At 60.4% G+C, this 25,003-nt stretch carries 19 protein-coding genes and 1 pseudogene; 8 read left to right on the forward strand and 12 right to left on the reverse strand.

Going from position 1 to position 25,003, the window contains the following annotated elements:
- Positions 1-13 precede the first annotated feature (13 nt).
- Positions 14-205, reverse strand: coding sequence for a DUF7972 family membrane protein (locus ACRYA2_RS26675; protein WP_472850133.1), 192 nt, complete (start codon positions 203-205; stop codon positions 14-16).
- A 365-nt stretch (positions 206-570) separates the two neighbouring features.
- On the opposite strand from ACRYA2_RS26675, the gene ACRYA2_RS19705 reads away from it, so the two are divergent.
- From ACRYA2_RS19705 to ACRYA2_RS19725, 5 genes are all read left to right on the forward strand, one after another.
- On the forward strand, positions 571-1,023 hold the full coding sequence (locus tag ACRYA2_RS19705) for a universal stress protein (protein WP_433632093.1): 453 nt from the start codon (positions 571-573) through the stop codon (positions 1,021-1,023).
- Positions 1,024-1,321: 298 nt separating this feature from the next.
- Positions 1,322-2,002: an IS6 family transposase gene (locus ACRYA2_RS19710; protein WP_433632096.1), complete on the forward strand. Its 681-nt coding sequence runs from the start codon at positions 1,322-1,324 to the stop codon at positions 2,000-2,002.
- Positions 2,003-2,330: 328 nt separating this feature from the next.
- Entirely contained in the window at positions 2,331-2,582 is a 252-nt protein-coding gene (locus ACRYA2_RS19715) for an AbrB/MazE/SpoVT family DNA-binding domain-containing protein (RefSeq protein ID WP_433632098.1), read from the forward strand.
- Positions 2,579-2,935, forward strand: a complete 357-nt coding sequence (locus ACRYA2_RS19720) for a type II toxin-antitoxin system PemK/MazF family toxin (RefSeq protein WP_433632101.1) — start codon at positions 2,579-2,581, stop codon at positions 2,933-2,935. The genes ACRYA2_RS19715 and ACRYA2_RS19720 overlap by 4 nt, the downstream gene beginning before the upstream one ends.
- A 552-nt stretch (positions 2,936-3,487) precedes the next feature.
- Positions 3,488-3,853 carry a group I truncated hemoglobin gene (locus tag ACRYA2_RS19725; RefSeq protein WP_433632104.1) on the forward strand — a complete coding sequence of 122 codons (366 nt, stop codon included), beginning with the start codon at positions 3,488-3,490 and terminating at the stop codon, positions 3,851-3,853.
- 735 nt (positions 3,854-4,588) lie between these two features.
- On the opposite strand, the pseudogene ACRYA2_RS19730 reads toward ACRYA2_RS19725, so the two are convergent.
- From ACRYA2_RS19730 to ACRYA2_RS19770, 9 genes and pseudogenes are all read right to left on the reverse strand, one after another.
- Positions 4,589-5,269 (reverse strand): annotated as a pseudogene (locus ACRYA2_RS19730) (geranylgeranylglyceryl/heptaprenylglyceryl phosphate synthase).
- A gap of 820 nt (positions 5,270-6,089) precedes the next feature.
- Entirely contained in the window at positions 6,090-8,198 is a 2,109-nt protein-coding gene (locus ACRYA2_RS19735; RefSeq protein WP_433632107.1) for a dipeptide ABC transporter ATP-binding protein, read from the reverse strand.
- Positions 8,195-9,115, reverse strand: coding sequence for an ABC transporter permease (locus ACRYA2_RS19740; protein WP_433632110.1), 921 nt, complete (start codon positions 9,113-9,115; stop codon positions 8,195-8,197). The genes ACRYA2_RS19735 and ACRYA2_RS19740 overlap by 4 nt, the downstream gene beginning before the upstream one ends.
- Complete coding sequence (locus tag ACRYA2_RS19745; RefSeq protein WP_433632113.1) at positions 9,115-10,098, reverse strand: ABC transporter permease; 984 nt, start codon at positions 10,096-10,098, stop codon at positions 9,115-9,117. Before ACRYA2_RS19745 ends, ACRYA2_RS19740 begins: the two co-directional genes overlap by 1 nt.
- Before the next feature lie 17 nt (positions 10,099-10,115).
- Positions 10,116-12,038 (reverse strand): ABC transporter substrate-binding protein, encoded by a 1,923-nt coding sequence (locus ACRYA2_RS19750; protein ID WP_433632116.1) that lies wholly within the window; start codon positions 12,036-12,038, stop codon positions 10,116-10,118.
- 111 nt (positions 12,039-12,149) lie between these two features.
- The gene (locus ACRYA2_RS19755) at positions 12,150-12,815 is read right to left on the reverse strand and encodes a helix-turn-helix domain-containing protein (protein ID WP_433632225.1); all 666 of its coding nucleotides are present in this window, start codon (positions 12,813-12,815) and stop codon (positions 12,150-12,152) included.
- A gap of 185 nt (positions 12,816-13,000) precedes the next feature.
- A complete protein-coding gene (locus ACRYA2_RS19760; RefSeq protein ID WP_433632119.1) occupies positions 13,001-14,080 on the reverse strand; it encodes an isocitrate/isopropylmalate dehydrogenase family protein in 1,080 nt (359 codons plus the stop codon).
- A 193-nt stretch (positions 14,081-14,273) separates the two neighbouring features.
- Positions 14,274-15,512 carry an MFS transporter gene (locus tag ACRYA2_RS19765; RefSeq protein ID WP_433632122.1) on the reverse strand — a complete coding sequence of 413 codons (1,239 nt, stop codon included), beginning with the start codon at positions 15,510-15,512 and terminating at the stop codon, positions 14,274-14,276.
- A gap of 107 nt (positions 15,513-15,619) precedes the next feature.
- A complete protein-coding gene (locus ACRYA2_RS19770; protein ID WP_433632125.1) occupies positions 15,620-17,779 on the reverse strand; it encodes an acetate--CoA ligase family protein in 2,160 nt (719 codons plus the stop codon).
- Between the two features lie 180 nt (positions 17,780-17,959).
- Between ACRYA2_RS19770 and ACRYA2_RS19775 the strand changes: the two genes are divergently transcribed.
- The 3 genes from ACRYA2_RS19775 (at position 17,960) to ACRYA2_RS19785 (ending at position 20,735) form a co-directional block, all read left to right on the forward strand.
- A complete protein-coding gene (locus tag ACRYA2_RS19775) occupies positions 17,960-19,096 on the forward strand; it encodes a mandelate racemase/muconate lactonizing enzyme family protein (protein WP_433632127.1) in 1,137 nt (378 codons plus the stop codon).
- 87 nt (positions 19,097-19,183) lie between these two features.
- Positions 19,184-19,990: an MBL fold metallo-hydrolase gene (locus ACRYA2_RS19780; RefSeq protein WP_433632130.1), complete on the forward strand. Its 807-nt coding sequence runs from the start codon at positions 19,184-19,186 to the stop codon at positions 19,988-19,990.
- A gap of 4 nt (positions 19,991-19,994) precedes the next feature.
- Positions 19,995-20,735 (forward strand): MBL fold metallo-hydrolase, encoded by a 741-nt coding sequence (locus tag ACRYA2_RS19785; RefSeq protein WP_433632132.1) that lies wholly within the window; start codon positions 19,995-19,997, stop codon positions 20,733-20,735.
- A gap of 445 nt (positions 20,736-21,180) precedes the next feature.
- Here ACRYA2_RS19785 and ACRYA2_RS19790 read toward each other — a convergent pair whose 3' ends face one another.
- Positions 21,181-22,035, reverse strand: a complete 855-nt coding sequence (locus ACRYA2_RS19790) for an HpcH/HpaI aldolase/citrate lyase family protein (protein ID WP_433632134.1) — start codon at positions 22,033-22,035, stop codon at positions 21,181-21,183.
- Positions 22,036-22,414: 379 nt separating this feature from the next.
- Positions 22,415-24,568, reverse strand: a complete 2,154-nt coding sequence (locus ACRYA2_RS19795; RefSeq protein ID WP_433632137.1) for an ABC transporter ATP-binding protein — start codon at positions 24,566-24,568, stop codon at positions 22,415-22,417.
- Positions 24,569-25,003: the final 435 nt, after the last annotated feature.

Consider the following 25,003-nt stretch of genomic DNA (forward strand, 5'->3'; position numbering starts at 1 on the left):
ATACAACCTAATACTAAAAGTGAAACCAACAGCGTGACCGATTCGTTATAGAAGGGGACGACCAGCGTAGCGAACACGACAACCAAGACACTAGCCGCAAAATCCAGCGGTTCGCCTCCATGAAGAGCCAGAGCTTCACCCGACTCTGGTCAACCCGCTCGCGCATTGTGTCGGCAGGTTGCGAAGGCCCCTCCGACTCACCCATGGCTGAGGCAAAGTAGAGCTAGATCAATTACCCTCTTGTTGGCGTTCGGTAGCAACGACAGGCATAGCGTCCACGTTATCAAGAATCACGTGTAATTGATGGAGACGAGCAATGTGGCAAGCTTGCTGCGATTATCCGACAGAATAGTTGAAGTCGCACCTCAGGGTGTACTCTATTGCGTCAATCCATTCATTCGATTCAAGCGTACCCGTTCGTTAGGTGCTCAGCCAACCGCACTCTAATGTGGGCTGGTCTTCTCGGTGAGAGATGTTTTGGGTGATTACTGTTCGGCACTACTGCTGGTTTTGCATTCGCTATGCATCGCCCAGTAGATATTTTCCGCGTGGTTGCGAAAACGAGTCACGATGTATGACCGAATCCTCGTTCCGACCGACGGCAGTGAGGGGACAAAAACTGCAGTTGAACAGGCAATTACACACGCAACAACATACGATGCAGAACTGCATGTGCTCCATGTTGTCGGCCAGTCAGCAGTCGATCTTACTGCCGCACCAGCCGCAGACGGTATGACCACGGAGGTAATTCAAGAACAACTTGGTGAGCAAGGGCAGACGCTTGTTGAGGAAGTTGCGACACAAGCGGCAGATGCCGGCGTGCCAACCACAACCGAACTCGTCGAATTTGGGCAACCCCACGAAGAGATTCAATCATATGCGACCGAGCACGAGATTGATCTCATCGTCATCGGCACCCATGGCCGGTCCGGTCTTAACCGGCAGCTCCTTGGGAGCGTTGCTGAAAAGGTAATCCGAACAGTGGAAACGCCCGTGCTGGCTGTCCAGCTCGATGAAGAATAATTGGATTGTTAATTATAAAAATAGCATCCAAAATGACGGAGCCACAGTTCGTGCTATAACCCTGTTATAGCAGATGTGTGAATTGACGAACGCTCGTGAGATGTATCTAACCACGTACCAAGTCAGCGTCGCAGCATCAAGCATCCTCGATCAGCGTCGATAGTGCCGCAATTGGCAGCAGTATTATGATAAACCAACGGCCTTGGAAGACGATAATCTACGACAGGTCCGGACCACCATCAGGCACTGTCTAGTTGAGCCAGTTTGAGAAGATGAGGAGTTCTTGTTGCGAGTGTCCATGGCGCTCGAAGAACTCCTCAGCGATAGCTTAGACGCGGATTTAGAAGAATCTTGGGAGAACGAGCGGACGGCGACGCCCGTCAGGGCGTTCGCCGTCCGTCTCCATGCAATCGGTTGTTCACTCAGAGAGACAAGAGAAATACTTGCACTCTTCGGCATAGAACAGTCACACCAAGCGATTTTTCATTGGGTACATCGCGTCGCTGACAGTGTTGCCGACCCGCCGTCGGCTTCGCCGACGCGGGTCGCGGTCGACGAAACCGCTGTCAAAATCAACGGCGAGTGGTCGTGGGTGTACGCTGCAATCGACACCGAAACAAAGCTGCTACTCGATATCGCCGTGTTTGATCAGCATGGCACCGATCAAGCGACAACGTTTTTGGCTGGATTAGCCGAGAAACATGATCTTTCGGACGCTCTGTTTCTCGTCGATGGCTACGGCTATCGGACTGCCCTCTTTCGAATTGGGTTGAGCGGTCAGCTCGACTACACAGACCGAAACCTGATCGAAAAGTGGTTTCATACCCTCAAGCAACGGATCGACCGCTTCCATACGTCCTGGGTGGGCAGTCAGCCGAGCGTCCAGCAGTGGCTTGAACAGTTTATGCACTACTACAACCACCAACGACCACATCAAGCGCTCAACCACCGAGCGCCTGTCGAGGAGGAGCTAAACTAGACAGTGCCCGCTTGGGATTATCCTCAGAACGGTGACGCTAGCCATCGACATTCACCGACGGTGACCGCGTTCTCCGCATTGCGCTTTCTATACGAACCGATCGTTTGGATCAAGCAACTAGTCGCCCATATTCAAATGTGACTCAAGGAGAGTGTATACGTCCAATTTCACACCGCTCCATGCGAACGGTCAACGCGGAGTAACGGCTCAGACACTCAAATTCGCGTCGGAGTGCTGTGGTTTGGCGTTCCCCTCTTCGTCGCGATCGCGACAAGGGAGGGAGGAGTACGACACCTTTACAAATATGAATCTCGTATGAATTAGTATCATGCCACAGAACAAGCGGCGGGTCGGCGACCGCGGCCAAGTCACGATCCCCAAGTGGATCCGCGAGCAGGAGGACATCCACGGCGGCGACGAAGTGGTCGTCGAACGCGACGACGGCCAGATCGTAATTCGAAAAGCATCCGACGTCGACGACGACACGCTCGCGGACGCCTATCGCGACCACGCCGACGACGCGCGTCGCATTAACGACGAGTGGCAGAACGCCTCGCGTGAGGCCGACGATCGCCTATGAGCGGGCGCGACGTCTCGGTCCGCCGTGGCGACATCGTCCTGGTCGGCCTCGATCCGACCGCGGGCGCAGAAATGAAGAAGACGCGACCGGCGGTCATCATCCAGAACGACCGCGGGAATGAGTATTCACCGACGACAATCATCGCGCCCATGACTTCGACACTGTCGGACTATCCGTTTGTTGTCACACTCTCCGCGGACATCGAGGACGTCACAAAAGATTCGGCCGTGTTGCTCAATCAGATTCGGACGGTCGATATCGACGCCCGGATCGAACGAACGCTCGGCCAGGTGAGCGACGAAAAGATGGACGAGATTGACGACGCTCTCAAAGTCAGTCTGGGATTGGACTGACTCCGGATCGACGACCAGAAGCACAGAATTCTAGTGGAGTGAGCTATTCTGCTAATCCATCGTATAGTGCCGGCCGGGAATCAGTTCGTGCACCCGCTCAGTCGCCGCAAGTTCGCCATCCTGCTCTTCAATATAGCCTTCCTCGATCGCTTCCGTGATTGCAGCGTCGAGGTCACCGTCGAACCAGCCGTGATTGTCTGCAATGTCTCGACATGCTCATGGTGGATCGTCGGCCAATTCTTCCCATTTCTGTTGTGCAAGGAGTGGCGTGTCTTTCAGGGCTGGTGACTTCTTATTGCGACGGTAGGCAAAACGAATCTGGTTGAGACAGGCTTCTCGATGGTACTCGTACGATCGATAGCTTCCAACTCTGGTTAGCAACAATTTCTGTCGTCTTGGATTTGGTGACTGTCGCCGTCGGTCGGTCATTAGTCGTCCTCTTGGCCGGCTGTAGTCGGGGGATCTAGCTCCATGCGTGTCATACCCATACATGATTTTCGACTAACATATTCGGGGCGGGATTTATTCGGGTCACGTGGTAACCCATACGCGATGACAGACACACTGTACGATCAACTCGGCGGAGAAGACGCGATCGGCGCCGTCGTCGACGAATTCTACAACCGCGTCATGGCCGACGAGCAGGTCGCACACTACTTCGAGGACGTGGACATGCAGAAACAGCGCGTCCACCAGACCCAGTTTATTAGTTCGGTCACTGGCGGGCCGGTCGAGTACACGGGCGGGGAGATGGAATCGGTTCACGACGGCATGGGTATTGGACACGACGACTTCGATGCCATCGCGACCCACCTCGACGACGCACTGGCCGAGTTCAACGTCGACGACGACGACCGGAAAGCCGTCCTTGAGGCAATTGACAGCCACCGAGACGCGATTGTCGTTGCGGCGGACTGACGCGAGTAGGATGAAGATGCGTTTTCGACCGTTATCGACGCCTATAGCCTCAGGTAGCGTCCATCCGGACCTTGTGGATTACGAATTGCCAGACTCGTAGTTGCAATACTTTTGGTCGTGTCGCAAAGTCCTCGAGAGTTCAGTAGCAACTCACTCCCATGAGGGCTGGGTCACCTCTGGTAACCATCCCAAGAGATGCCCCATGCACGCCACAATTGACGTGTGGTTCTCGATTAGCATCGACGATGAGGGTGTCGTAGAAGAGTTCACACGCCTGCCGTATAGCGATCGCTGTTAAGAGTAGCACCAGTTTTGGACACTGTTTTCCGCACTCAACCAGCTAATCACTCACGCACACTGGCCACTGCTACGTCGTCTTTCTTACGCAGTATGTTGCTTCACTGCCCCAACCCTCGTTCTAGAGGAACACACCCCCTCTACCGTCGAAATTTCGACCACCTACATCAATCGTTCTGCACCGTAAGTCGTGGCGATGACTGATGCCCCGAACGCCTTTCTAATCGGAGTCCTACCCCTCTCTCATGACGATTCTCGCACTCGCAGAGACAGCGCACGCGCCCGACCCCGACTGCGATCTAAGCGAGGGTACCATTCGGGCCGCAGAAGAGAAGGACGTCGCCCCAAGCGAGACGGATCTCCGACTATGTCCAGACTGTTTCCCCGAGCAAGCACCCTCATAAGTGACGGCGTACCTGATACCGAGGCCCTATACGATTATGAAGTGTGCTGCGCGTCTTTTGCTCCGCGAACGGTGTCCTCAACTGCCTCGATACCGGTGTCATGGAGCAAATCGCCGACAATGACCGTGTCAGCGACACTCGCCATCTTGTACGCCGAGTCATAATCGTGAATTCCACCCCCATAGAAGAGCTGCGCTGACGAGAGCACATCACGTACGGCAGCGACAACACTTGGATCGCCGAGAGTGCCGGAATACTCGAGATAGACGATCTCCTGGCCGAGGACCTGTTCGGCGTGTTCAGCATAGGCAACGACGTCATTCACATCTAGATCGCAGTTCGACTGCGTATACATCGCGACTGACGACGCTGGGTTGAGCACAATGTACGCTTCTGGATACACGTATTCCCACTCTGGATCGGATGAGCGAGCCTATTCGTGATGAACACCTATAATCCATATCGTGTCATCGGTATTCAGGACAATCGGAACGAGGTAGCCGGAGAATTGCTCAGTCTGGAACCGCGTCGGGCGATAGGTCGGCTCGACGAATATCGGGATCTCCGTCGAAGATAGTGCAGCGAGAATCGGTTGTACACGTGCTTCTGTGACGTTTGTAGTGCCACCGATAATGATTGCATCTGTTCCTGTGTCGGCAATGCCAGCGTAAGTATCTCCGTCGCGAAGTGCTTTGTCTGGGTCGACGTTCGTCACGTGATCCTACTGTGCCCACGCAACCGCCATAGCTCACTGTAGTGCCATCACACGCAAACCGCTTTCGCTCTGTTTGCATCGACGGACAAAACACCGTGAGTCTTGATCGGAATTATCGGAGCAATCCAGAGTTTTGCACGAATTCTTTCTAGACGTTGATAGAGACAACGCGCAAGTTGACCATATGAAAAGGGCGACTCTATAGGACCGGAACTACTAATGCACATTTATCTAAAGTTCTTTTGTATGGGGATAGAAACGAATCGAACAGCCCTTACTTTCCTCATTGCCGGTGGAAAAATGTCCGTCTTAGCACTCGTGGTTACGGAGCTTTTTGCGAGGTTTTCTTCGCCGACCCACTGGTTTACGATATTCAACGGTCACTTTCGGTAGCAATTGGCACCGGCTTATCGTGGGGCGCAGGTTTGTGGTATGATTCAACGGAGAAGTGAGAGAAAGCCGCTGCTGAACTCATCCTCTGTATCACGCACGCCGATTTCAACAAGACGACAACCTGTGATGTGAGAACGCTGAAGTGCAGTGCGAATTCCTATGAGTCGCGCGTACAACACGAAGTTCATTTGGTCAGGCTATCCGGCAATGGTATGTGGTCACCCCAGCGCTTGTGCTGGAAAAGGCCGGCGTCTCCGTCACGTCGTTACCCACATCGGTTCTAACCCATCGAGTAGCGCCGACCACGAAGTAACGCGTCTACTCGCTCGGTCGCCACAAGTTCAGATGGCTTCAAGCGTTAAGTTTCTCCGCCTGAAGGCGGAGGAGAATATGACTTGCCGAAAGCGAGACAGCGTCGCAGATCTAGTCAGTCGCTGATGGACTCGGCAGCGTCGGCGGATTGGTCTTCGTCCTCCTGAGTGCAGGCATATCGCTCCAACAGTTCCTGCTGGACGTTCTCAACCGGGAAGTAGCAGGCAGCCTCGTGGTCGCCGTCCTGGTAGGCGGAGCGCTCGGGGTCAGCCTGACGGCACTCTTCGCTGGCCTTGGGACACCGCGGTGCGAAGTTACAGCCCTTGGGGAGGTCGACGGGGTTGGGCGGTTCACCCGGCAACAGTACCCGCTGGCGGTCGGCATCGGGGTCGGCTTTCGGTGACGCAGCCAGTAACGATGCGGCGTAGGGGTGTTTCGGGTTCCGGATAACTTCCCGGGTGTCCCCGAATTCGACGATGCGGCCGAGGTACATCACCGCTAACCGGTTAGCGATTTGCGAGAGGCTCGCGAGGTCGTGGGAGATGTAGATGATTCCGATATCGCGCTCGTCGGCCATCTCCCGCAGGATATTGAGAATATTGGCCTTCAGCGAGACGTCGAGCATCGACGCCGGCTCGTCGCAAATGAGCAGCTGTGGTTCGAGCACCAGCGCTTGGGCGATGGCGACCCGCTGGCGCTCCCCGCCGGACAGCTGAGTCGGGAGCTGGTCGAGGTACTTCTCCGGCGGGTTGAGGCCGACGTCGGAGATGGTCTCGCGGACCTGGCGGTCGATCGTCTCCTGGTTGTACCCCTGGATCTTGAGCGGTTCGGCTACGGCAGCTCGGACCCGCTGGCGCGGGTTCAGCGAGTCGAAGGGGTCTTGGAAGATGAACTGGACCTGCGAGCGGAACTGCTTGGTGCTTTCGTCAAGTAGCTCGTCGACCGTCGTCCCATCGACGCGTATCTCGCCGCCAGTCCGGGACTGAAGCGCGGCGACCACCTCGCCGAGGGTGGACTTGCCACAGCCGGACTCGCCGGCAACACCGACGATCTCGCCCTCGCGGACCGTCAGGTCAACACCGTTGACGGCTTTGACGTGGTCTGGTTCCGTACCGCGCAGGTCGTCGAAGATCGATTGCGTCTGCTCGAACCATTTCTCGAGGTTGTCAGTTCCGAGGATGACGTCGCCGACCTCACGGGCCGCCTCGCGGTCCTCCCCAGCGTCGACGCCCCACGTCTTGGGGTCGGCAGCCGCCGCTCGCATCTCGTCGGCCTCGTCGGTGTAGTAACAGGCCGACAGCTGGTCGCCGTTCTCCGTCAGCGGCGGATGGCCCTGACTACACTTCTCGGTGGCGAACGGGCACCGGTTACGGAAGACACAGCCTGTCGGCTCCTCGGTGAGGTCCGGCAGTGATCCCGGGATGGAGATGGCCTGCTGGTCGAACTCGTCGACCTCCGGGAAGGCGTTCTTGAGCCCCATTGTGTAGGGGTTCGTCGGGCGGTCGAATACGTCGTCTGTCTCACCCTGTTCCATCACCTTTCCGCCGTAGAGAACCGACACACGGTCGCAGGTTTCGGCAACGACGCCGACGTCGTGGGTGATGAGCAGCATCGAGCTGTCGATTTCATCCTGGATCTCCAGCAGCTTGTCGACAATTTTGTCCTGGACGATGACGTCGAGGCCGGTCGTCGGTTCGTCGGCGATGATGAGGTCGGGGTCAAGCACCAACGCCATCGCGATGGTGACGCGCTGGCGCATCCCGCCCGAGAACTCGTGGGGGTAGTCGCTCGTTCGGGCCGGGTCGAGGCCGACGATTTCGAACACCTCCGCAACACGTTCGTTGGCCTCCATTTTCGAGACGTTCTTATGTTTGTGGATGGCCTGCCGGATCTGGGCGCCGACGGTCATCACAGGGTCTAGCGAGTCCATCGCACTCTGGGGGATGTACGAGATCTCGTTCCAGCGGACGTCCTGCCACTCCGTCTCGGAGAGGCCGAGTAGTTCGCGGCCCTTGAACCGAATACTCCCAGATTGGACCTCGCCGTTGTCGTCGAGCAGGCCCATAACCTTCTTAGCGACGGTTGACTTCCCGCAGCCGGACTCGCCGACCAGCCCATAGTTGTCTCCCTCGTCGATGGAGAAGGAGACGTTATTGACGGCGTGGACGTCCTTGTTGGTGGTTCGATACGTGATCTTCACGTCGTCGACTTCGAGTAGACTCATTCTTGCTCCGTTTGCAGATCGGGGTTGACTATCTCCTCAAACGCCCGGCCGACCAGGAAGACCGCGGTGGTGACGGCGGCAATGCCGATAGCCGGCGGCAGGACCCACCACCACGCGACGCGTATCGCGCCCGAGCGGAACACCTGCTGAAGCATCCGTCCCCAGGAGGTGGTTGTCGGGTCGCCGAAGCCCAGGAAGGCCAGCGATGCGCCAGCGACGATGGACCATCCAACGGCGTAGGCGGTGTAGAGGAAGCCGATACCGAGTACGTTCGGCGCGACGTGCAGGAACATCGTCCTCAGGTGGCCGGCGCCGCGTGCCCGGGCCGACTTTACGAACGTCCGTTCCTTGACCGTCATTACCTCGGAGCGGATGACCCGCGCGGGCATCTTCCAGAGGAAGACGACCAGCACGGCGGTGATGAGCCAGATACTCGGCGTCATGAACGACAGGATCAGCAGCGCCATCGGCAGGAACGGGAGCGCGAACGTCAGATCAGTTAGCCGCATCAGCGCCTCATCGATGCGGCCGCCGAAGTACCCACTCGTAAGGCCGACCAGGAAGCCCAGCACACCGGTCCCGACGCCACCGAACAGGCCGATAATGAGCGTTGGACGCGCGCCTGCGAGAAACTGACTCAATACGTCCTTGCCGAAGGAGGTTGTCCCCAGCGGCGCAGTCGAACTGGGACTCTCGAGTCGCATTATCGAATAGTCGACTCGTACCGTGTATTCGATAGGGTCATGGGGTGCCAGGTATGGTCCGAACACTCCCAGAAAGACGAACGCCACGAGAACGGTGAATCCGACCTTCGCGGCGTCATCCTTGAGGACGACCCCCAGCATGTGGCGCGCTCGCGAGAGTGCCGCGAGGAAACGGTCCTTGCTCGTCTCGATGTCGAAGTTGTACCCCGACATCAGACGTCACCTGCCGTAACCGTCGGGTCCAGTTTCGCGTAGGCGATATCCGCCGTGAGATTCATCACGATGACCGCCAGCGCCATGATGAACACGGCGGCCTGGACAGTCGGGTAGTCCTGGTTGAGGATGGCCTGGATGAGCGCGCGGCCGATGCCCGGCCACGCGAAAACCACCTCCAGAGTGATGACGCCCTGGAAGAGCATCCCCGTCCGGAGCGCAAAGTACGTCACCAGCGGGAGTAGCGAGTTGCGGCCCGCGCGGGCCAGTTGCTCCATCTCGGAGAGTCCTTTGGCGCGGTGGAGCATCAGGAACTCCGAGCCTTTGCGCTCAACGACCGAGTTGCGCGCGAGCATCAGGAAGTCTCCGCTGTAGAACAGCACTGTGGCGGTAAAGGGGAGGAGGTAGTGTTTCAGGAAGTCGACCGAGAGGTACGTCTGGAGGTACCCCTTAGGGCTGGCCGTCGGGTTGCGCATCCCGAAGGCCGGGAGCCAGCCCAACCCATACGAGAAGATGATGAGCATGAGGATACCCGTCACGAAGATCGGGGTCGCCCGGAAGAACGTCGTGGTGATAATGCCGGCCTGCTCGAACCACGAGCCCCGGTTCCAGCCGGCGTACATGCCGGCGATGGAACTGATGACGGCGGTCGTGATTAGCGCCGGGAGGAGCAACACCAGCGTGTTCATCAGCGCCGGGCCGATAATAGCACTTACCGGCCGCTGCTGAGTGAGTGAAACCCCAAACTGGAACGTGAACAGGTTCTTGATGTACTTCAGGTACTGCACCCAGATCGGCTCATCGAGCCCGTACATCGCGCGCAACTCCGCTACCTGCTCGGGCGTAAGCGCACCCGAGGCGACCAGCCCGCTGAACGGGTCGCTGGGCAACAGCCGCAGCGTTGCGAAAATGACGCTGACCGCGACCAGTGTCAGTACTGCGGCGATCGCTGTTCGCTTAATCAGGAATCGTCGAAAGCTCATAGGTGGGGAAGTGTGGTTTACGAGAAGTCCGATTGGTTGAGTTCAGAGCGTGTCGCGTGGCCGTTCTCGACACGTTTGGCGAAGGCTTTCCAGGCGTTGCCCTTGGGCCAAACGAGCATATCGTCACCGTTGAATGTGTAGCCCGCCTTCTGGAGCATTGTCCGACCCTTCTTCGGATTGTACTCGTATGGCTCGGTCTCGCCGTAGTACGGTTTGAGTTGTTGCGTGATGAGATTCTGACCCTTGATCGCGGTGCCGCGGCCACCTAGAACACCCTTGACGAAGCCCTGCTTGTCGACAGCATGGCTTAGCGCGACTCGGAACGTCTTGTCGCGGAACAGTGGGACGATGTGGTTGAGGTGGACGTCTGTCGGGACGAAGTTCCTGGACCGCTGTTTCTCAACGCCGTTGCCCTTGGCCGCTCGCTTTGCCTGCTCGTTGGAGACGGTGGTTCCGATGGCATCGATGTCGCCGGACTGTATCGCGCCGATGAGCGTCGAGACGTTACCAACATTGGTCTCGACCAGTTCATCGATACCGTCGCCGGGGACGAAGTGTTCTTCGCCGATGAATTTTCGGCGGGTCTTGTCGTCCCACAACCAGTGGTCTTCGTGCTTCGAGAGACGCAGTTCCTGGCCCTGCGACCAGTTTTTGAACTTGAATGGGCCGGTCCCGATTGGGTTGTCGGGGTTGTGTTTGCCGGGGCTGTCGACGTCCTGCCAGCGATGCTTCGGAATAATGGCGCTTCGGACGGCCCGCTGGGTGAGGAACGACGCGTCGGCTTCCGTGAGCTTGAACCGGACGCGTCCGCCACCATTGTTCGACAACACCTCAACGCTGTCGATGGTCCGGTAGAACGGGCCCTGCTGGGGCGCCGTGTACTGCTTGTACATCTCGACGCTAAATTTGACGTCCTCCGGACCGAACGGCTTGCCGTCGTGCCAGGTAACTCCCTTCCGAAGGTCCATCTCGACGGTGGTATCGTCGACTACCTTATGATTGGTCGCCAGACCGGGGACGATTTCGAGTTGCGGCGAGGCATCGTACAGTCCGTCGTAAACGTTCAGCAGACGTTTTTCCTCCTGGCCGCCACTCGACCAAGGGAGGTTCGTCCCCTGCATGCCGGAGGTGACACCTTTAACCCACGTCGTCGAGTTACCCTTGGGCTGGAGGTTCACCTGCGTCCAGATGAACGAGTCGCGGGTCGTCCCATTACCTGGAGTCGGAACGTATCCCTCCCAGTCAGCGGTGTTGGCTACGTTGATGACATCCGGGAAATTGGTGGTGATGATGTAGGCGTCTTTGCTGAGTTTGCGTTGAATCTTTTTACAGATCTTGGCACGCTTCTGCTTGTTCCCGATTTCCTTGGCCTGTTTGTCGAGCAATTTCGTGATCTCGTCGTTCTTGTAGTTGTAGTAGTTTCCGCCGGTCTCGGGGTGGGCTCGCATCAGGAACGGGTTTGGGTCGAGGCCGCGCTGTGGGTCCGGCCCGTGGAGGTTCATCGTCACCGGCACCGGATGACCGATGTCGGCACGCCAGAATTCCCCGTACCGCGTGCTGGGCTGGACATTCTTCAGTTTGACTGGGACGCCGATGGATTCGAACGAATCCTTGATCATCAGCGCGTGCTCGCGCATCCACGGTGTCTCAGCCTTCGCGAAGTGCGTCGTCACCTTGGGCACGGTCTGGCCCTCGACCGCGGTGTACTCGAACTTGACTGCCTGATTGTTGGCGTCGGTACCTTTGGTGTCGACCGGCCACTCTTCCCAGAACTTCGTCTCGATGGACCGGCCATCGCCGCCACCGCCGTCACCGCCATCGTCACCACCCAATATGCCGCTACAGCCTGCGAGCGAGGCTGCCCCGGCAGTCCCTGCTATGCGGACGAATCCACGCCGCGATTTTCCTTTCTCGATCTCGAAGGTCAGGTCGTCGGACATACGGGTCGCTCTCTTTGTTACAGGGGCCTGAACCTACCCCCGAACTTCAGTAATAATCATCGTCCTTTATATGGGAATGTATCTCACACCAGTATTGCAACCGGTCACCCCTTAGGTATCCTCGAGTGCGTCGGCGAACTCGCCCGACGCGAAGACGAGATCCAATAGTTGCTTCTCCGCGATGCGCAGACGTTCACTGAGCGTCGACTGCGCAATTTCGAGTTCCGTGGCGATATCATCAGCGGATGTCTCACGCGGCACGTCGAAGTACCCCATTTCGTGAGCCGCCTCAAGGACGTCGAGTTGTTCCTGAGTGAGTTCGTTTTGGAGGACCCGTGAGAGTTGGCCGCTCCCAAGCGGCTCGCCGGTCGTGTCTACTTCGCTGACGCTGCGGAGTTCAAACTGACCGAACTGCTCCTGGATCCGGTCGGCCAGCGAGCGGAAGCCTTCCCACTCCTCGACAGTGACGACGGCGTTGAACTGGCCGTGGCGCAGGACAAGCCGGTTAGGAATGGCTTCTGCTCGGAGGATGACGCCTAACAGGAACGGGTACGGCTCGTTTGCGATAACCACGAGCCGGTAGCTCGTCCGGTGAGACTGACTGTCCGAAACATGCTGGGAGTGATACAGCTCGGCCCGTGAGAGGTCCGAGAGGGCGGTCTCTGGGTCGAACTGCTCTGACGTCGAGAGCAGCAGCGACTCGATCCAGGTGCCCTCGTCAGCGTAGAAGGCGTTCTCAAAGTCTATACTCCGGACCCCCGGGAGCTGTGCCCCCATATCATATACCACTCCAGAGGGAGCGGTCTGGAATTCAATGCGGAGGATACGGATCACCTGGCGCCGTCAAAGTAGAGCGTATTCGCCGTTATAACAGCGACGGCTGCGGCAGACATTAACATCCCCTGACGCGCCGCGGCCGTCCAGCGGACCGGTCGCTCACCGGACTGGACGGCCGTGTCGGCTCACAGGCGCGACCGCAGGTCGTTGACGACGGCCTCAGTGCCAGCGTCGCCTCCGAGGTCGGGCGTCCTCGGAGCTGAGTCGTCGGCGAGCTGGTCAGTAACGACGTCCCAGAGGGCATTGGCGGCAGCCGTCTCACCGAGGTCTGCAAACAGCATTGACCAGGAGAGGACGGTCGCCAGCGGGTTCGCGACACCCTCACCGACAATGTCCGGCGCGCTCCCGTGGACAGGTTCGAACATCGAGGGATATTCCTCGCCAGGATGAACGTTGCCCGACGGCGCTAGGCCCATGCTCCCGGTTATCTGGGCGCCGATGTCGGTCAAGATGTCTCCAAATAGGTTCGAGGCGACAATGACGTCGAACTCGTGGGGACGGCGGACGAGGTCCATCGACGCGGCGTCAACGAGTAACCGCTCAACAGTCACGTCGGGGAACTCATCGCTGATGTCCTCGACCACATCATCCCAGAATACCATGCTGTGGGCCTGTGCGTTTGACTTCGTGATGCTGGTGAGAGACCCCTCCCGCTCTGTGGCGGCCTCGAATGCTGCCCGGACGATGCGTTCGGTCCCGCGACGGGTGAACAGCGCCGACTGGACGGCCGTCTCGTGGTCGAGCCCGCGGTGTTCGCGGCCGCCGACGTTGGCGTACTCGCCCTCTGTGTTCTCACGGTAAACGACGAAGTCGATGTCGCCGGACTCGTAGCCGCGGAGCGGACTCTCGATGCCCTCGAAGAGAACGTTTGGACGCTTACAGATGTACTGGTCGAACCCCTTGCGAATCGGCAGCAAGAGACCGTGGAGTGTCACGTGATCGGGCACCTCAGGATGGCCGACAGCGCCGAGGAAGACGGCGTCAGCGTCGGCGAGACGCTCAAGGCCGTCTTCCGGCATCATCTCACCGTGGTCCAGGTAGTTCTCGGTCCCCCAGTCGCGGTGGGTTGCCTCGAAGTGGAATCCGTGATTATCGGCGACGGTCCTGATGAGGGGAAGTGCGGCGTCGACCACCTCCGGGCCGATGCCGTCACCGGGAATCAGTTCGATGTCGTACTTCGTCGTAGTTCGTTTGTTGGTAGTCATGGCTGCGAATATCGAGTGTTACGTGTAGTTTTCCGAATGATACCGTTTCGCTCGTGGTACGCGACGAGAACCAGCATCGACCTCAACGCGCCTCGCCGAACAGCACCGTCGGGTCCACCAGCACCTCTCATCGGCCGACGAAGACAGGCCTTCGACGACAGTGACGGGTTTCGCCGGTCGGCTGTGATGCGTCTCATCGGTCGAACACCCACAGGAGCAGAATCAGCGAGGTTGCAACGCTCAGCGTGGCCGCGAGGACGGTGAAGGCCGCTCGAAACCCGGTCACCTCAGAGAGGTAGCCGACAACTGCTGGAGCGACGGCGCCCGCTGCGACGAGCAGCGTCCGGACGACCCCCAGCGTCCCCTTCGCGACTGTGTCGGGGAGCACGGCCATTAGGTAAGCGCCACGTGCCGGCCTGTACCCGTGGGCACCGATACCGAACACGACCACCGAAGCGCCAAGCCCCAGCGGACCCGCGGTACCCGACAGCGCAACCAACCCGACGAGACCCACGGTTGCGGTCACGAGCGTCCCGGCGAGGAGGAGCAGGACACCGACACGGTCGCTCGCCTCGCCGGTCACTAGCTGGACCAGGCTGACTGCGAACAACCCGCCGAACAGCAGGTTCGCAGTCACCTGGGATAGTTCCCCCGCCCCGGTGAGATATAGCGGGAGGAAGGCTATGAGCCCGTTGTACGCAAATGAGGACAGGACCGTCACGATGACGAATGCCGAGAATCGTGGCCGCCGGAACAAGCGAAGATGCTTGTCGATCGACGGCGCGCCATCGCGCTCGTCGGTGACAGTCGGCCGATCGTCGAGGTGACGCGGCACGCGGATGGCGAATACGACGGCGACTGCCAGCACCGCGACGCCGCCAGCGAGGAAGAGCGTCCGCCACGGTGGGCCGAACACGCCCGGGAGGGCGCCGCCGGCAATCACCGCCGCGGGCGCCGCGACACCCGCGAGACTGCCGACCGTTTCGAACACGCCCAGTGACCGCCCGGTCTCGGCCGGATAGATCCGTGACAGCAGCTCTACGGCGACCGTTTTGTACGTCCCCGTACCGGCGCCGACAAGCAACATCGCCGCGGCGAGCACCGCGAATGACCTGTTCACGACCAGTGCGAGTGCGCCGAGGGCGGTTATCGCGCCGCCGGCCGTGATGACGCCTACCGACCCGAACCGGTCGGCGACAAGTCCCGAAGGGAACTGCATCGTCGCGTACACCAGCATGAGGCCAGTGAACGCCACCCCGAGTGCGGTTCTCGAGACCCCATAGACGGCCTCGAACCGACCGAATAGGGGCGGGAGTGCGTACCGCAGGAACTTACCGAGGAACCAGACCAGTGCCGTCAGCACTAGCGCGTCGTACCGCTGGAGTTGCGATCCGAAGACGGACTCCCCAGTAGTGACATCGTCGGCCGTCATGGCGTTAGTGCGTAGGGTCGGCGAGCGAGGCCTGTGGCTACGAGCATCCGTCGATCGGAGTTTGTGGCTGCCGGGAATCGACAGTTGGAATCGGATTGCATTGGTCGCTACTCGTAAGTTCGGACGAGGACATCGACAGCGACCGGACCGTTCTCAGTGACGACGACGGGGTTGAGGTCCAATTCCGCAACATCGTCGACCTCCCCCGCTAGTTCGCCGACGTTCACGAGGAAGTCGACGAACGAACCGAGGGACAGCGAGGGTCCGTCGCGACTATCTCGGAGGAGCGACCCGAGAGCAGTGTCTTCGACGGCAGTTCGCGCGCTACCCCGCGAAAACGGCGGCACGAGCGTGGCGGCCTCGTCGAGCGCCTCAACGAGGACACCACCGGGGCCGACGGACACGAGCGACCCGAACACATCGTCAGGGGCGATTCCGGCAATAGCCTCGACGCCATCGCCAACCATCGGCTGGACCAACACGCCCTCAACATCATCGGTATCAGCGGCCGCCAGCGCGGCGTCTACGACCTCCGCGTAGGCGTCGCGGACCGCCTCGGCGGAGTCGACACCGAGGCGCACCGCGCCAACGTCGGTGCGATGCGGTAATGCCGGCGAGTCGACCTTGAGCACGACCGGGAACCCCACTTCGCGGGCCGCTGCTGCGGCCTCGTCAGCGTCAGTCGCCAGCCGCGTCTCGACAATGGGGATGTCGTAGGCATCCAGCAGCGCTTCAGACTCTTGCCAGGTGAGTACCCGGCCACGCGGGAGGTCGACGTCCGCATCGGAAGCGTCGGCGGCGAGGGCAGCCCGCGTAGGCCGGTCAGTTAGACGGTCATGTGTAGCAACGAAATTGGTCATCGACGCCACGGCGTCCATGCATCGGCTCGGATCCTCGTATACGGGGAAAGACTCCCGCAGGCGGGCGTATGGCGGCGTCTCAGTTGGATCGCCGGGGTCCTTACGCCCAGTCCAGAGCACGAAGACGGGATCGTCGGCTTCGGCGGCGATGGTTTCCAAATCCTTGGCGATGGTAGCTGCGCGTTCGTCGACGCCCGGGAGACCGATTGCGAACACATACGCATCGAAGGCGTCGTCGTCGAGGACCGCGTCGGCGATTTCAGGGAGCACGTGGGCGCCGTACCCGCGGATATCGGCCGGGTTGTTGAACCCGCCGTAGGTCAGCAGTTCCTCGATGGCGAGCAGTTCCTGTTCGGTCTCGCCGTCGATATCGGGAAGTGCGATGTCGCGCTCGGCGGCCATATCCGCCAGCAAGCTTGCGAGGCCGCCACTGGTCGAGGCGACGCAGACGGTGTCGCCGTTGGAATCGTCGTAGGTGGTGTGGGCGCTCGCGCGCGCCACCAAGTCCGGAATATCGGGGACACGCTCGATGCCCACTTGGTCGAAGGCGGCCTTCCAGGCGTCGTCGTCGCCGGTGAGTGACCCAGTGTGTGACAGCGTCGCCGCCTCCGCAAGGTCGGAGGAACCAATCTTCACAGCAAGGACGGGGGTGCCGTTGCGGACGGCCTCCTCGGCGACGCGCAGGAACCGCTCGGGGTCGTCAACCCCTTCGATGTAGGTGCAGACGACATCGACTTCGTCCTGTTTGGCGAGGTAGGCGACATAGTCGGCGGTCGTCAGGTCGACTTCGTTACCGGTCGAGACGATGTGGCTGAAATGGATATCGGTGTCTGCTGCTCGCTCGAAGAATGTCGTAAACGCGAGCGCGCCCGACTGGCTGACGAGGCCGATGCCGCCCGGTTGCGGTTCACGCGAACACGTCGAGGTTAGCGTCGCACCCTCGCTGGCCATCACGCCGATGCAATTTGGGCCGACGACGCGGATGCCGGCGTCGGCGGCTGCCGTAGCGAGGTCCGCCTCGAGGTCTGTGCCAGCCTCGTCGGCCTCGGCGAACCCCGCGGTTAGCACTAGGGCGACGGGGACGCCGCGCTCGCCCGCCGATTCGACGACTTCGACGACGTACTCCCGGGGAACGCTGACGACCACTAGATCGACCGTCTCAGGGACAGTCTCGATGTTGTCGTAACAGCAGCGGTCCCAGACCGTCTCGCGATTGGGATTAACGGGGTAGAGCGTCCCGTCGAAGCCGTAGTCGAGGAGGTTCTCCACGAGGTTGCCCGAGTAGAACGAGTCGGGGCTCGCGCCGACGACTGCGACGGATTCCGGGTCGAATAGGGGGTCGAGGTCAGGGACCGACAGCGATTCTCCGGGCGCGCCGGCGCTATGGTGTCCGTTGTCAACTGTCATGTAAGTTGGTTCCCCTCCAAAGGGCAATATCGTACCCCCGAACCGAGACAATAACCATCATCACTTATATGGGGATGGATTCCGTGGCGATCACGGTCGACCAGTAGACGATGACGGTGTCCGGGGTCAAACCGCGTAACCGGATGAAGATTTATCCGACAACCTCACGGACGCCTGCGCATGGAAATCAGACAGGTAGAGGCGATTCCGCTCCGTCGTGAACTGGACGACCGATTCGCCAACGCCCAGAAGTGGATTTCGTCGCGGGAGTACTGTCTGGTCAAGATTGAGACAGCCGATGGGAGCGTCGGGTGGGGGGAGTGCTGGGGGCCAATCGCGGGCAACCGGCAGCTTCTCGACGACCGCGTCACGGATTTCCTTCGCGGGCGGGACGCGACCAGGGTCGAGCGCGTCCACAAGGACCTCCTCTTCGACCTCCGGTCGGCCTATCACTCGAGCGTCCCGGCTGGGGTCGTCAGCGGCGTCGACATCGCGCTGTGGGACCTGCGCGGAAAAGCAGCGGATACCTCAGTCGCGACCCTGATAGGTGGACGCCGCCGAGATGCCGTCCCCGCCTACGCGACCGGTCATTTTTGGCCGCCAGCCGACGAATTCGACTCCGTCAAGCAGTCTGTCGTCGCGGAGGCGCAGTCGCACGTCGACGCCGGATTCGACGCACTGAAACTGAAGATCGGTCTCGAACGACACTTTGGATGGGGGCCTGAGTACGACGTGCGACTGACCAAGGCGGTCCGTGAGGCCGTCGGCGACGACGTGACGCTGATGGCTGACGCCAACCACGCATATGACCTGCCCACAGCCCGCCGCGTCGCCGATGGCCTGGCCGACATAGACGTCGCGTTCTTCGAGGAACCGCTGGCGCCCGATCGGTACGACGCCTGGGCGCGGTTGCGCGAACACAGCGACGTACCTATCGCGGGCGGTGAGTGCTGGGCGTTCGCACCCGAGTTCCGGCGGGTCGCCGACCTGGGTGTTGCCGACGTCCTCCAGCCGGACGTGACCAGTGCTGGCGGACTCACATCTGCCCGCCGCGCCACAGACATCGCCGACGCCGCTGGACTCGCCACGTATCCGCACGTGTTCGGGAGCGCTGTGGCGCTGGCAGGCAGCCTGCAACTTCTCGCGACGCTCCCCTCTCCGGTTCGTCTCGAGTTCGATCGGACACCAAACCCAATCCGCGAGGAACTCGCTGCCATCCCTATCCGCAACGAGGGTACCGCGGTCCCCATCCCCGACGGCCCCGGACTCGGAATCGAGATCGACCGCGAGATGCTCGCTGAGTTCCGCGTCGACTGACAGAGATTGCGGGCATCCGAAGACACCCGAAAATGGGGGAAACAGTCGCCGACTGTTTTATAGCTCCAGTCGGAACGAGGGACGTACATGCCCCGCGAGATTGCGACCGGCCTGCACTGGATATACGAGGCCGGGCCGGACAGAACAGAGTCGTGGGACCTCCTCGACCGCGACCCCAACTGGTACCAAGAAGGACGGGAGGCGTACGTGCCTCAGTGCGCGTACCTGATAGAGGGCGACGAGAAAACATTACTGTTCGACACGCTATCGCCGGCCAGCACCGACCAGATACTCGATGCCGTGGACGACCTCGTGGGCGACCGCGGCCTCGACTACCTCGTTGTCTCCCACCCGGACGTCCCCCACGCCGGCAATACGATGCCCATCCTGAACGAACATCCCGAGGCGACACTCGTCGCACCGGCGTATGGCAACGACCACGAACTCTACCACCTCGACGAGGGGATACACGTCGCCGAAGGCGACAGCATCGACCTCGGCGGCCGAGTCGTCGACTTCCACGAGGCAACCTTCCTCGACGCGCCCGTCTCAGTGTGGATGTCCGAACGCGAAACGGAGACGCTATTCCCGGTCGACTGGATGGGGTTCATCCACCTCGAGGACGAAGCGCTGACGTTCGTTGACGAACTCAATGGCGAATTCGACACTAGTCGTCTCGTGGAATTCCATGGTCGCGTACTGTTCTGGTACCAGTACGTCGACGTCGAGAAAACCAACGCCGAAATAGACAACCTGATTGAGACGTTCGACCCGGAGATGATCGCGCCAGCTCACGGCCTCGTCATCCGGGAGAACGCGACAGACTACATGGCCATGATGAAAGACGTGACCCGCACCGTCGACGAACAGGGCCGGATCGGCACGCTCGGGTAATACCATGACAGTACAAATCACTCCAACGGTCGAGTGGATCAACCAGTGTTACGACCACGATGGGAAACACGAGCACGTGTCGTTGTACCTCGTACGCGCTCCCAAGGGGACGGTCCTCGTCGACTCCGGATCGTTCTACCACCGCGAGCAGATCACTGAAGCCGTCGACGAAGCGACCGACGGTGCTAGTCCCGACGCGCTCGTGCTGTCGCACTCGGACTACCCCCACTCGGGGAACGTCTCCTCGCTCGGCGCCGACACGGACGACGTAGAACTCGTCGCTTCCTCGGGGGCGCCCGCCCAGCAAGGCCTCCCTGACGCCCGCAAATGCGACATTGGCAGTTCCCTCGAGATCATGGGCCAGAAATTCAGCTTCATCGACCCGCCGCTCGCCGACCGATCGCACACGACGTGGATCTACGAACACGGCGACGGCGTCCTCTTCACAGCCGACGGGTTCGGCAACTACCACGACCCCGGCCAGTGCGACTACCTTTCAGGAGACTTCCCCGAGATGACGCCAGCCGAAAAGATATTCGAATACCACCGCGACAACCTCGTTTGGCTGCGCTACGCCGCACCGGAGAAGATTGCGCGGACGCTCGACGACATTTTCGCGGAGTACGACGTCACCGCCGTCGCGCCCGTCCACGGGAATCCGATCGAGGGCGACGACCTCGACACCTACCGAGACCGCCTGCACGATGCCATGATCCGCATCAAAGAGGAGTACGTCGTCGCGTAACCCGGCCGTAGCGGAGAATCTCGTTCGCGACAGCCGAGCGGGTGGCCCCCGGTGGCAACGTCGAAAACGGCGAACTCATGGGTGTCAAACCGGTTCGATCCGCCCTATTCGTGGCGGAGGCGCTCTGGACGATGGTACGACCGGACGCGCCAGACGGAGGTGGTGACCGGAGCGCAAAGCACGGTCTGAATGTCCTCATAGCGGCAGCACTGCTACGCACCAGTCTTGTCGACGCCGTTCAGTTTCACAGCAGTTGGCGGCTTCCTCCCACGACTTCAGCCGTGGGGTCCCGCCTCGAATCTCCATGAACCGCCTTAGGGTCAAGCATCGAGGCACTCGGTCTATTCAGCCTGTAGACCTATTTCGTGGGCTTATCCTTGGTGTGTCGGACGTGCAAAAACGTCCCAGCGTGGGCGACGTGAATCGAAACGACGCGAAGAGGCGGTTAGCGAATCCCGGCGGCAGACGCCCGTTCGAGGATGGTTCGGGCGCGCTCGACCAGCGGCGGGTCGATCATCTGCCCGTCGACGGTAAACACGCCAGTCCCCACCTCACTGGCCTGTTCCTGGCCCTCAATTACTTGCTCAGCCCACTCGACCTCGTCGGAGTCCGGCGTAAACGCCCGATTGATGACGTCGACCTGACCTGGATGGATCGCCAGTTTACCGTCGAACCCGAACCCGATGACGGTCTCCGTCTGCTCGCGTAGGCCGTCGGAGTCCTCGATATCAGTGTAGACAGTGTCGAGGGCGTCGACACCGGCCGCTCCCGCGGCGGCAACGATGCGCTGGCGAGCGTACAGCGACTCCGTCTTCTCGTCGGTGACGGTCGCCCCGACGTCGGCCGTGTAGTCCTGGTCACCGTAGGCGATGGCGACGACACCCGGCGCGGCCGCTATTTCTTCGGCGGCTACCAACCCCCTCGCAGTCTCGATCAAAGGGATAACGTCAACTGACTCAGCGCCGATGTCCGCAAGATGGTCGGTCAGCTCCGCGACCGTCTCATAGCCGTCAACCTTCGGCAGAACGACGCTGTCGGGGAGCGACTCACCATCGCTGACGACAGCGTCGATGTCCCGCGGCCCGTCGCGGTCATAGGGGTTAATCCGGACGCTAATTGAAGGGTCGGGCTCAGTGAGCGCGTTGATCGTCTCTCTGACCGACCGGCGGGCGTCGTCGCGCGCTACCGGGGCGACCGCGTCCTCAAGGTCGAATATCACCGCATCGGCTCCCGATTCGACCGCCTTCTCCATCATCGCTTGCTCGTCGCCCGGACAGTATAGTAGCGAACGGCGAACCATAGACAAACGTCACCATCGAGGGTAAAAAATCCCTGTCCGTCGGCCACTCTTCACTGTTCGACCAAGCATAGGGTAGGATCGACGAGAGGCACAGAAAGCGGTTAGGTGCGTTGTTCGACGCGTGCCCCGAGGCATGCTCGAAGGATCGCGTCCACCGGATAGGCAACGGATCTCCACGAGTTCTTTGACGGCGTTGAGCGGCTCGAAGACCCCGGCTCCAGCGTCGAAGCCTCGTTCGTCGTCACGAAGCTGCTTGACTACGAGGACCGAATTGCGAAAGTCGACACTCTGGCAGCGAATCACGCCTACCTAGCGGCTGTATGCCAATTTCATGCTCCCAGCCGTGGCAACACACGGATCACAGGACGGGGCGCCGTGGTCAGTCAGTCGTAACGTCGGTGAATTCCGGGATGTCTCGGTCCGGGAACGAATCCTGGCCTGGAGCGAAACAGGCCGCCTGATGATCATCGCCGGTCCAGGTGTCGAGGTCGGGGTCCTCCATTCTGCATCGGTCGGTCGACAGCGAACAGCGCGATGCGAACCGACATCCTGTGGTCGACGGTTCGTCGTCGGACGGGTCCTCGTCGAGGATGACACGCTCACGGTTCGCCGTCGGGTCTGTCGCCGGGACAGCCGAGAGGAGTGCCTCCGTGTAGGGATGTTTCGGGTCCGCGACGACGCGGTCGGCGTCGCCACGCTCGACAAACCGGCCGAGGTACATGACTGCCAGTCGGTCGGCGATCTGGGTAAGGCTCGAAATGTCGTGGCTAATATAGACAACGCCGATGTCCTCGCTGGTGGCTAAGTCCCGGATCAGGTCGAGTATCTCCGCCTTCAGAGAGATATCCAGCATCGACGCTGGTTCGTCGCAGATGAGGAAGTCGGGGTCGACAGCAAGTGCCCGCGCGATGGCGACCCGCTGGCGCTGACCGCCCGACAGTTCGTTGGGGTACTTATCGAGGAATCGTTCCGGGGGCGTCAGTCCGACCTGTTCGAGCGTCTCGGCAATGGCAGTCTCGCGCTCGTCGCTGCGGTAGTCGTGGATCGTCAGTGGCTCGCCGACCAGGTGTTCGACCCGCATCCGTGGATTCAGCGACTGGTAGGGATCCTGAAAGACGATCTGAAGCTTCCGGCGGAATTCCTTGAGGTTCCCGTCCCGGTAGTACTCGTGTGAGCTGCCGTCGAACTCGAAGCCGCCACCGGTCGGATCCTCCAGCAGCGCTAGTGTCTGGGCGAGCGTCGACTTGCCACATCCTGACTCGCCGGCGATGCCGAGTATCTCCCCGCGCCGAACCGTCATCGAGACGCCGTTGACGGCGCGGACGAGCGAGTCCTCGGTGTCAAGCACGTCGCGCAACCCCGCCGCGCGCTGGTCGTACCACTCCCGCAAGTTGTGGCGAAGCCCGGAGAACGACAGCGAAAGACCGTCAAACGGGACGTACTGGAGCCATGACTGCGACCGCTCGTAGTATTTACTCAGTTCGTCGACTTCCAGCAGAATCTCGCCGTCCGTCGACGACGAGATAGGGGCGGTCCGCCCCCATGTCCCCGAATTGGCCGCCTCGCGGCGCATCTGCTCGGCGCGTTCGACTCTGTGACATGCCGTATAGTGGTTCCGGTAGGGTAGTTTCTCCAGCGCCGGCACGCTCGTCTCGCACTCGTCCGTCGAGAACGGACATCGCGACTCGAAGACGCACCCCGTCGGTGTCGTCGCCAGCTCGGGCGAGGAGCCCGGAACCGATACCAGTTCGTCGCCCTCCTCACTAAAGAAGGCGCTCGTCAGCCCCATCGTGTAGGGGTTTGTCGGGTTGAGCAACACGCTGTCGAGCGCGCCGCGTTCGAGTATCCGTCCGCCGTAGAAGACGGCGAACTCGTCGCAGGTCTCGGCGATCACACCTAGGTCGTGGGTAATGAGAAGCAGCGAGCTGTCAGTCTCCTCTTGGATTTGGAGGATATTGTCAACGATTTTGTCCTGGACGATAACGTCGAGGCCAGTCGTCGGTTCGTCGGCGATGATGAGTTTCGGATCCAGTGCCAGCGCCATCGCGATGACAATTCGTTGGCACATCCCGTCAGAAAACTCGTGGGGGTAGTCGTCGACGCGGTCAGGGTCTAGTCCGACGGTCTCGAACAGTTCGCGGGTACGCCGGTACGCGCTCTCTGTGGTGACCTCGCGGTGGGTCTGGATTGTCTGCCGGATCTGGGCGCCGACGGTCATCACAGGGTCGAGTGCATTGACGGCCGTCTGGGGGATGAACGCCACCTCCTCCCAGAGGAAATCCCGGCGCTCCGCTGCAGTGAGCGAGCGCAGGTCCTGACCGTCGAACTCCACGCAATCCGCCTCGATCTGCGCGTTCTCGGGCAACAACCCTAGGATGGTCTTCGCTATCGTTGACTTTCCGGAGGCTGACTCCCCAAAGAAGGCGAGGTTGTCGCCCTCCTCGATAGAGAACGAGACGCCGTTGACGCTGTGTACCGGACCATCCTGTTCCTCGTAGGTCACCGCCAGATTCTCGACTTCGAGGAGCGTCATCTCAATCTCCCATCCGGCAGGCGCCAGTTACCGCTCCGGGCCAATCACCGCTCGGAGCGATTCCCGTCGGTAGTTCGCGACCGTTCTGTCGGACGATACCAGATACACTAGGGTGTCGGAGCCGTCCTGAGGCATCATTGCTCGTGACACTACTGATGACTACGTCACACGACGAGGAGGCTAGGGTCGGTACGATTTCTGATCACCCACGTGGTTCTTTTCATTATATAAACTCATATCGTATAAAGCCCCTGTTTCAGTCACCCACACCCAGTAAGCGTCGGCGGCCGCCCAGTCGTCGCCTCGGGGGGCGTCGTCACTTAGAACGTTCCGGATAACGTGGTCGTCAAGGAAACCCCGCCGAGATAGTGAAGGAACTTGACTAGCGACTATGGACCATCGATGATTCACAGAACGCAAACCCGAGAAACCGTC

The sequence above is a fragment of the Halomicrococcus pelagicus genome, assembly GCF_050954125.1.

Bases quoted from the DNA above. Each gene is read 5' to 3' on its own strand.
- ACRYA2_RS19775 (WP_433632127.1), top strand. From the start codon at position 17,960: ATGGAAATCAGACAGGTAGAGGCGATTCCGCTCCGTCGTGAACTGGAC.
- ACRYA2_RS19770 (WP_433632125.1), bottom strand. From the start codon at position 17,779: ATGACAGTTGACAACGGACACCATAGCGCCGGCGCGCCCGGAGAATCG.
- ACRYA2_RS19710 (WP_433632096.1), top strand. From the start codon at position 1,322: ATGGCGCTCGAAGAACTCCTCAGCGATAGCTTAGACGCGGATTTAGAA.
- ACRYA2_RS19760 (WP_433632119.1), bottom strand. From the start codon at position 14,080: ATGACTACCAACAAACGAACTACGACGAAGTACGACATCGAACTGATT.
- ACRYA2_RS19715 (WP_433632098.1), top strand. From the start codon at position 2,331: ATGCCACAGAACAAGCGGCGGGTCGGCGACCGCGGCCAAGTCACGATC.
- ACRYA2_RS19720 (WP_433632101.1), top strand. From the start codon at position 2,579: ATGAGCGGGCGCGACGTCTCGGTCCGCCGTGGCGACATCGTCCTGGTC.
- ACRYA2_RS19750 (WP_433632116.1), bottom strand. From the start codon at position 12,038: ATGTCCGACGACCTGACCTTCGAGATCGAGAAAGGAAAATCGCGGCGT.
- ACRYA2_RS19765 (WP_433632122.1), bottom strand. From the start codon at position 15,512: ATGACGGCCGACGATGTCACTACTGGGGAGTCCGTCTTCGGATCGCAA.
- ACRYA2_RS19735 (WP_433632107.1), bottom strand. From the start codon at position 8,198: ATGAGTCTACTCGAAGTCGACGACGTGAAGATCACGTATCGAACCACC.
- ACRYA2_RS19780 (WP_433632130.1), top strand. From the start codon at position 19,184: ATGCCCCGCGAGATTGCGACCGGCCTGCACTGGATATACGAGGCCGGG.
- ACRYA2_RS19745 (WP_433632113.1), bottom strand. From the start codon at position 10,098: ATGAGCTTTCGACGATTCCTGATTAAGCGAACAGCGATCGCCGCAGTA.
- ACRYA2_RS19785 (WP_433632132.1), top strand. From the start codon at position 19,995: ATGACAGTACAAATCACTCCAACGGTCGAGTGGATCAACCAGTGTTAC.
- ACRYA2_RS19705 (WP_433632093.1), top strand. From the start codon at position 571: ATGTATGACCGAATCCTCGTTCCGACCGACGGCAGTGAGGGGACAAAA.
- ACRYA2_RS19755 (WP_433632225.1), bottom strand. From the start codon at position 12,815: ATGGGGGCACAGCTCCCGGGGGTCCGGAGTATAGACTTTGAGAACGCC.
- ACRYA2_RS26675 (WP_472850133.1), bottom strand. From the start codon at position 205: ATGGGTGAGTCGGAGGGGCCTTCGCAACCTGCCGACACAATGCGCGAG.
- ACRYA2_RS19740 (WP_433632110.1), bottom strand. From the start codon at position 9,115: ATGTCGGGGTACAACTTCGACATCGAGACGAGCAAGGACCGTTTCCTC.
- ACRYA2_RS19790 (WP_433632134.1), bottom strand. From the start codon at position 22,035: ATGGTTCGCCGTTCGCTACTATACTGTCCGGGCGACGAGCAAGCGATG.
- ACRYA2_RS19725 (WP_433632104.1), top strand. From the start codon at position 3,488: ATGACAGACACACTGTACGATCAACTCGGCGGAGAAGACGCGATCGGC.
- ACRYA2_RS19795 (WP_433632137.1), bottom strand. From the start codon at position 24,568: ATGACGCTCCTCGAAGTCGAGAATCTGGCGGTGACCTACGAGGAACAG.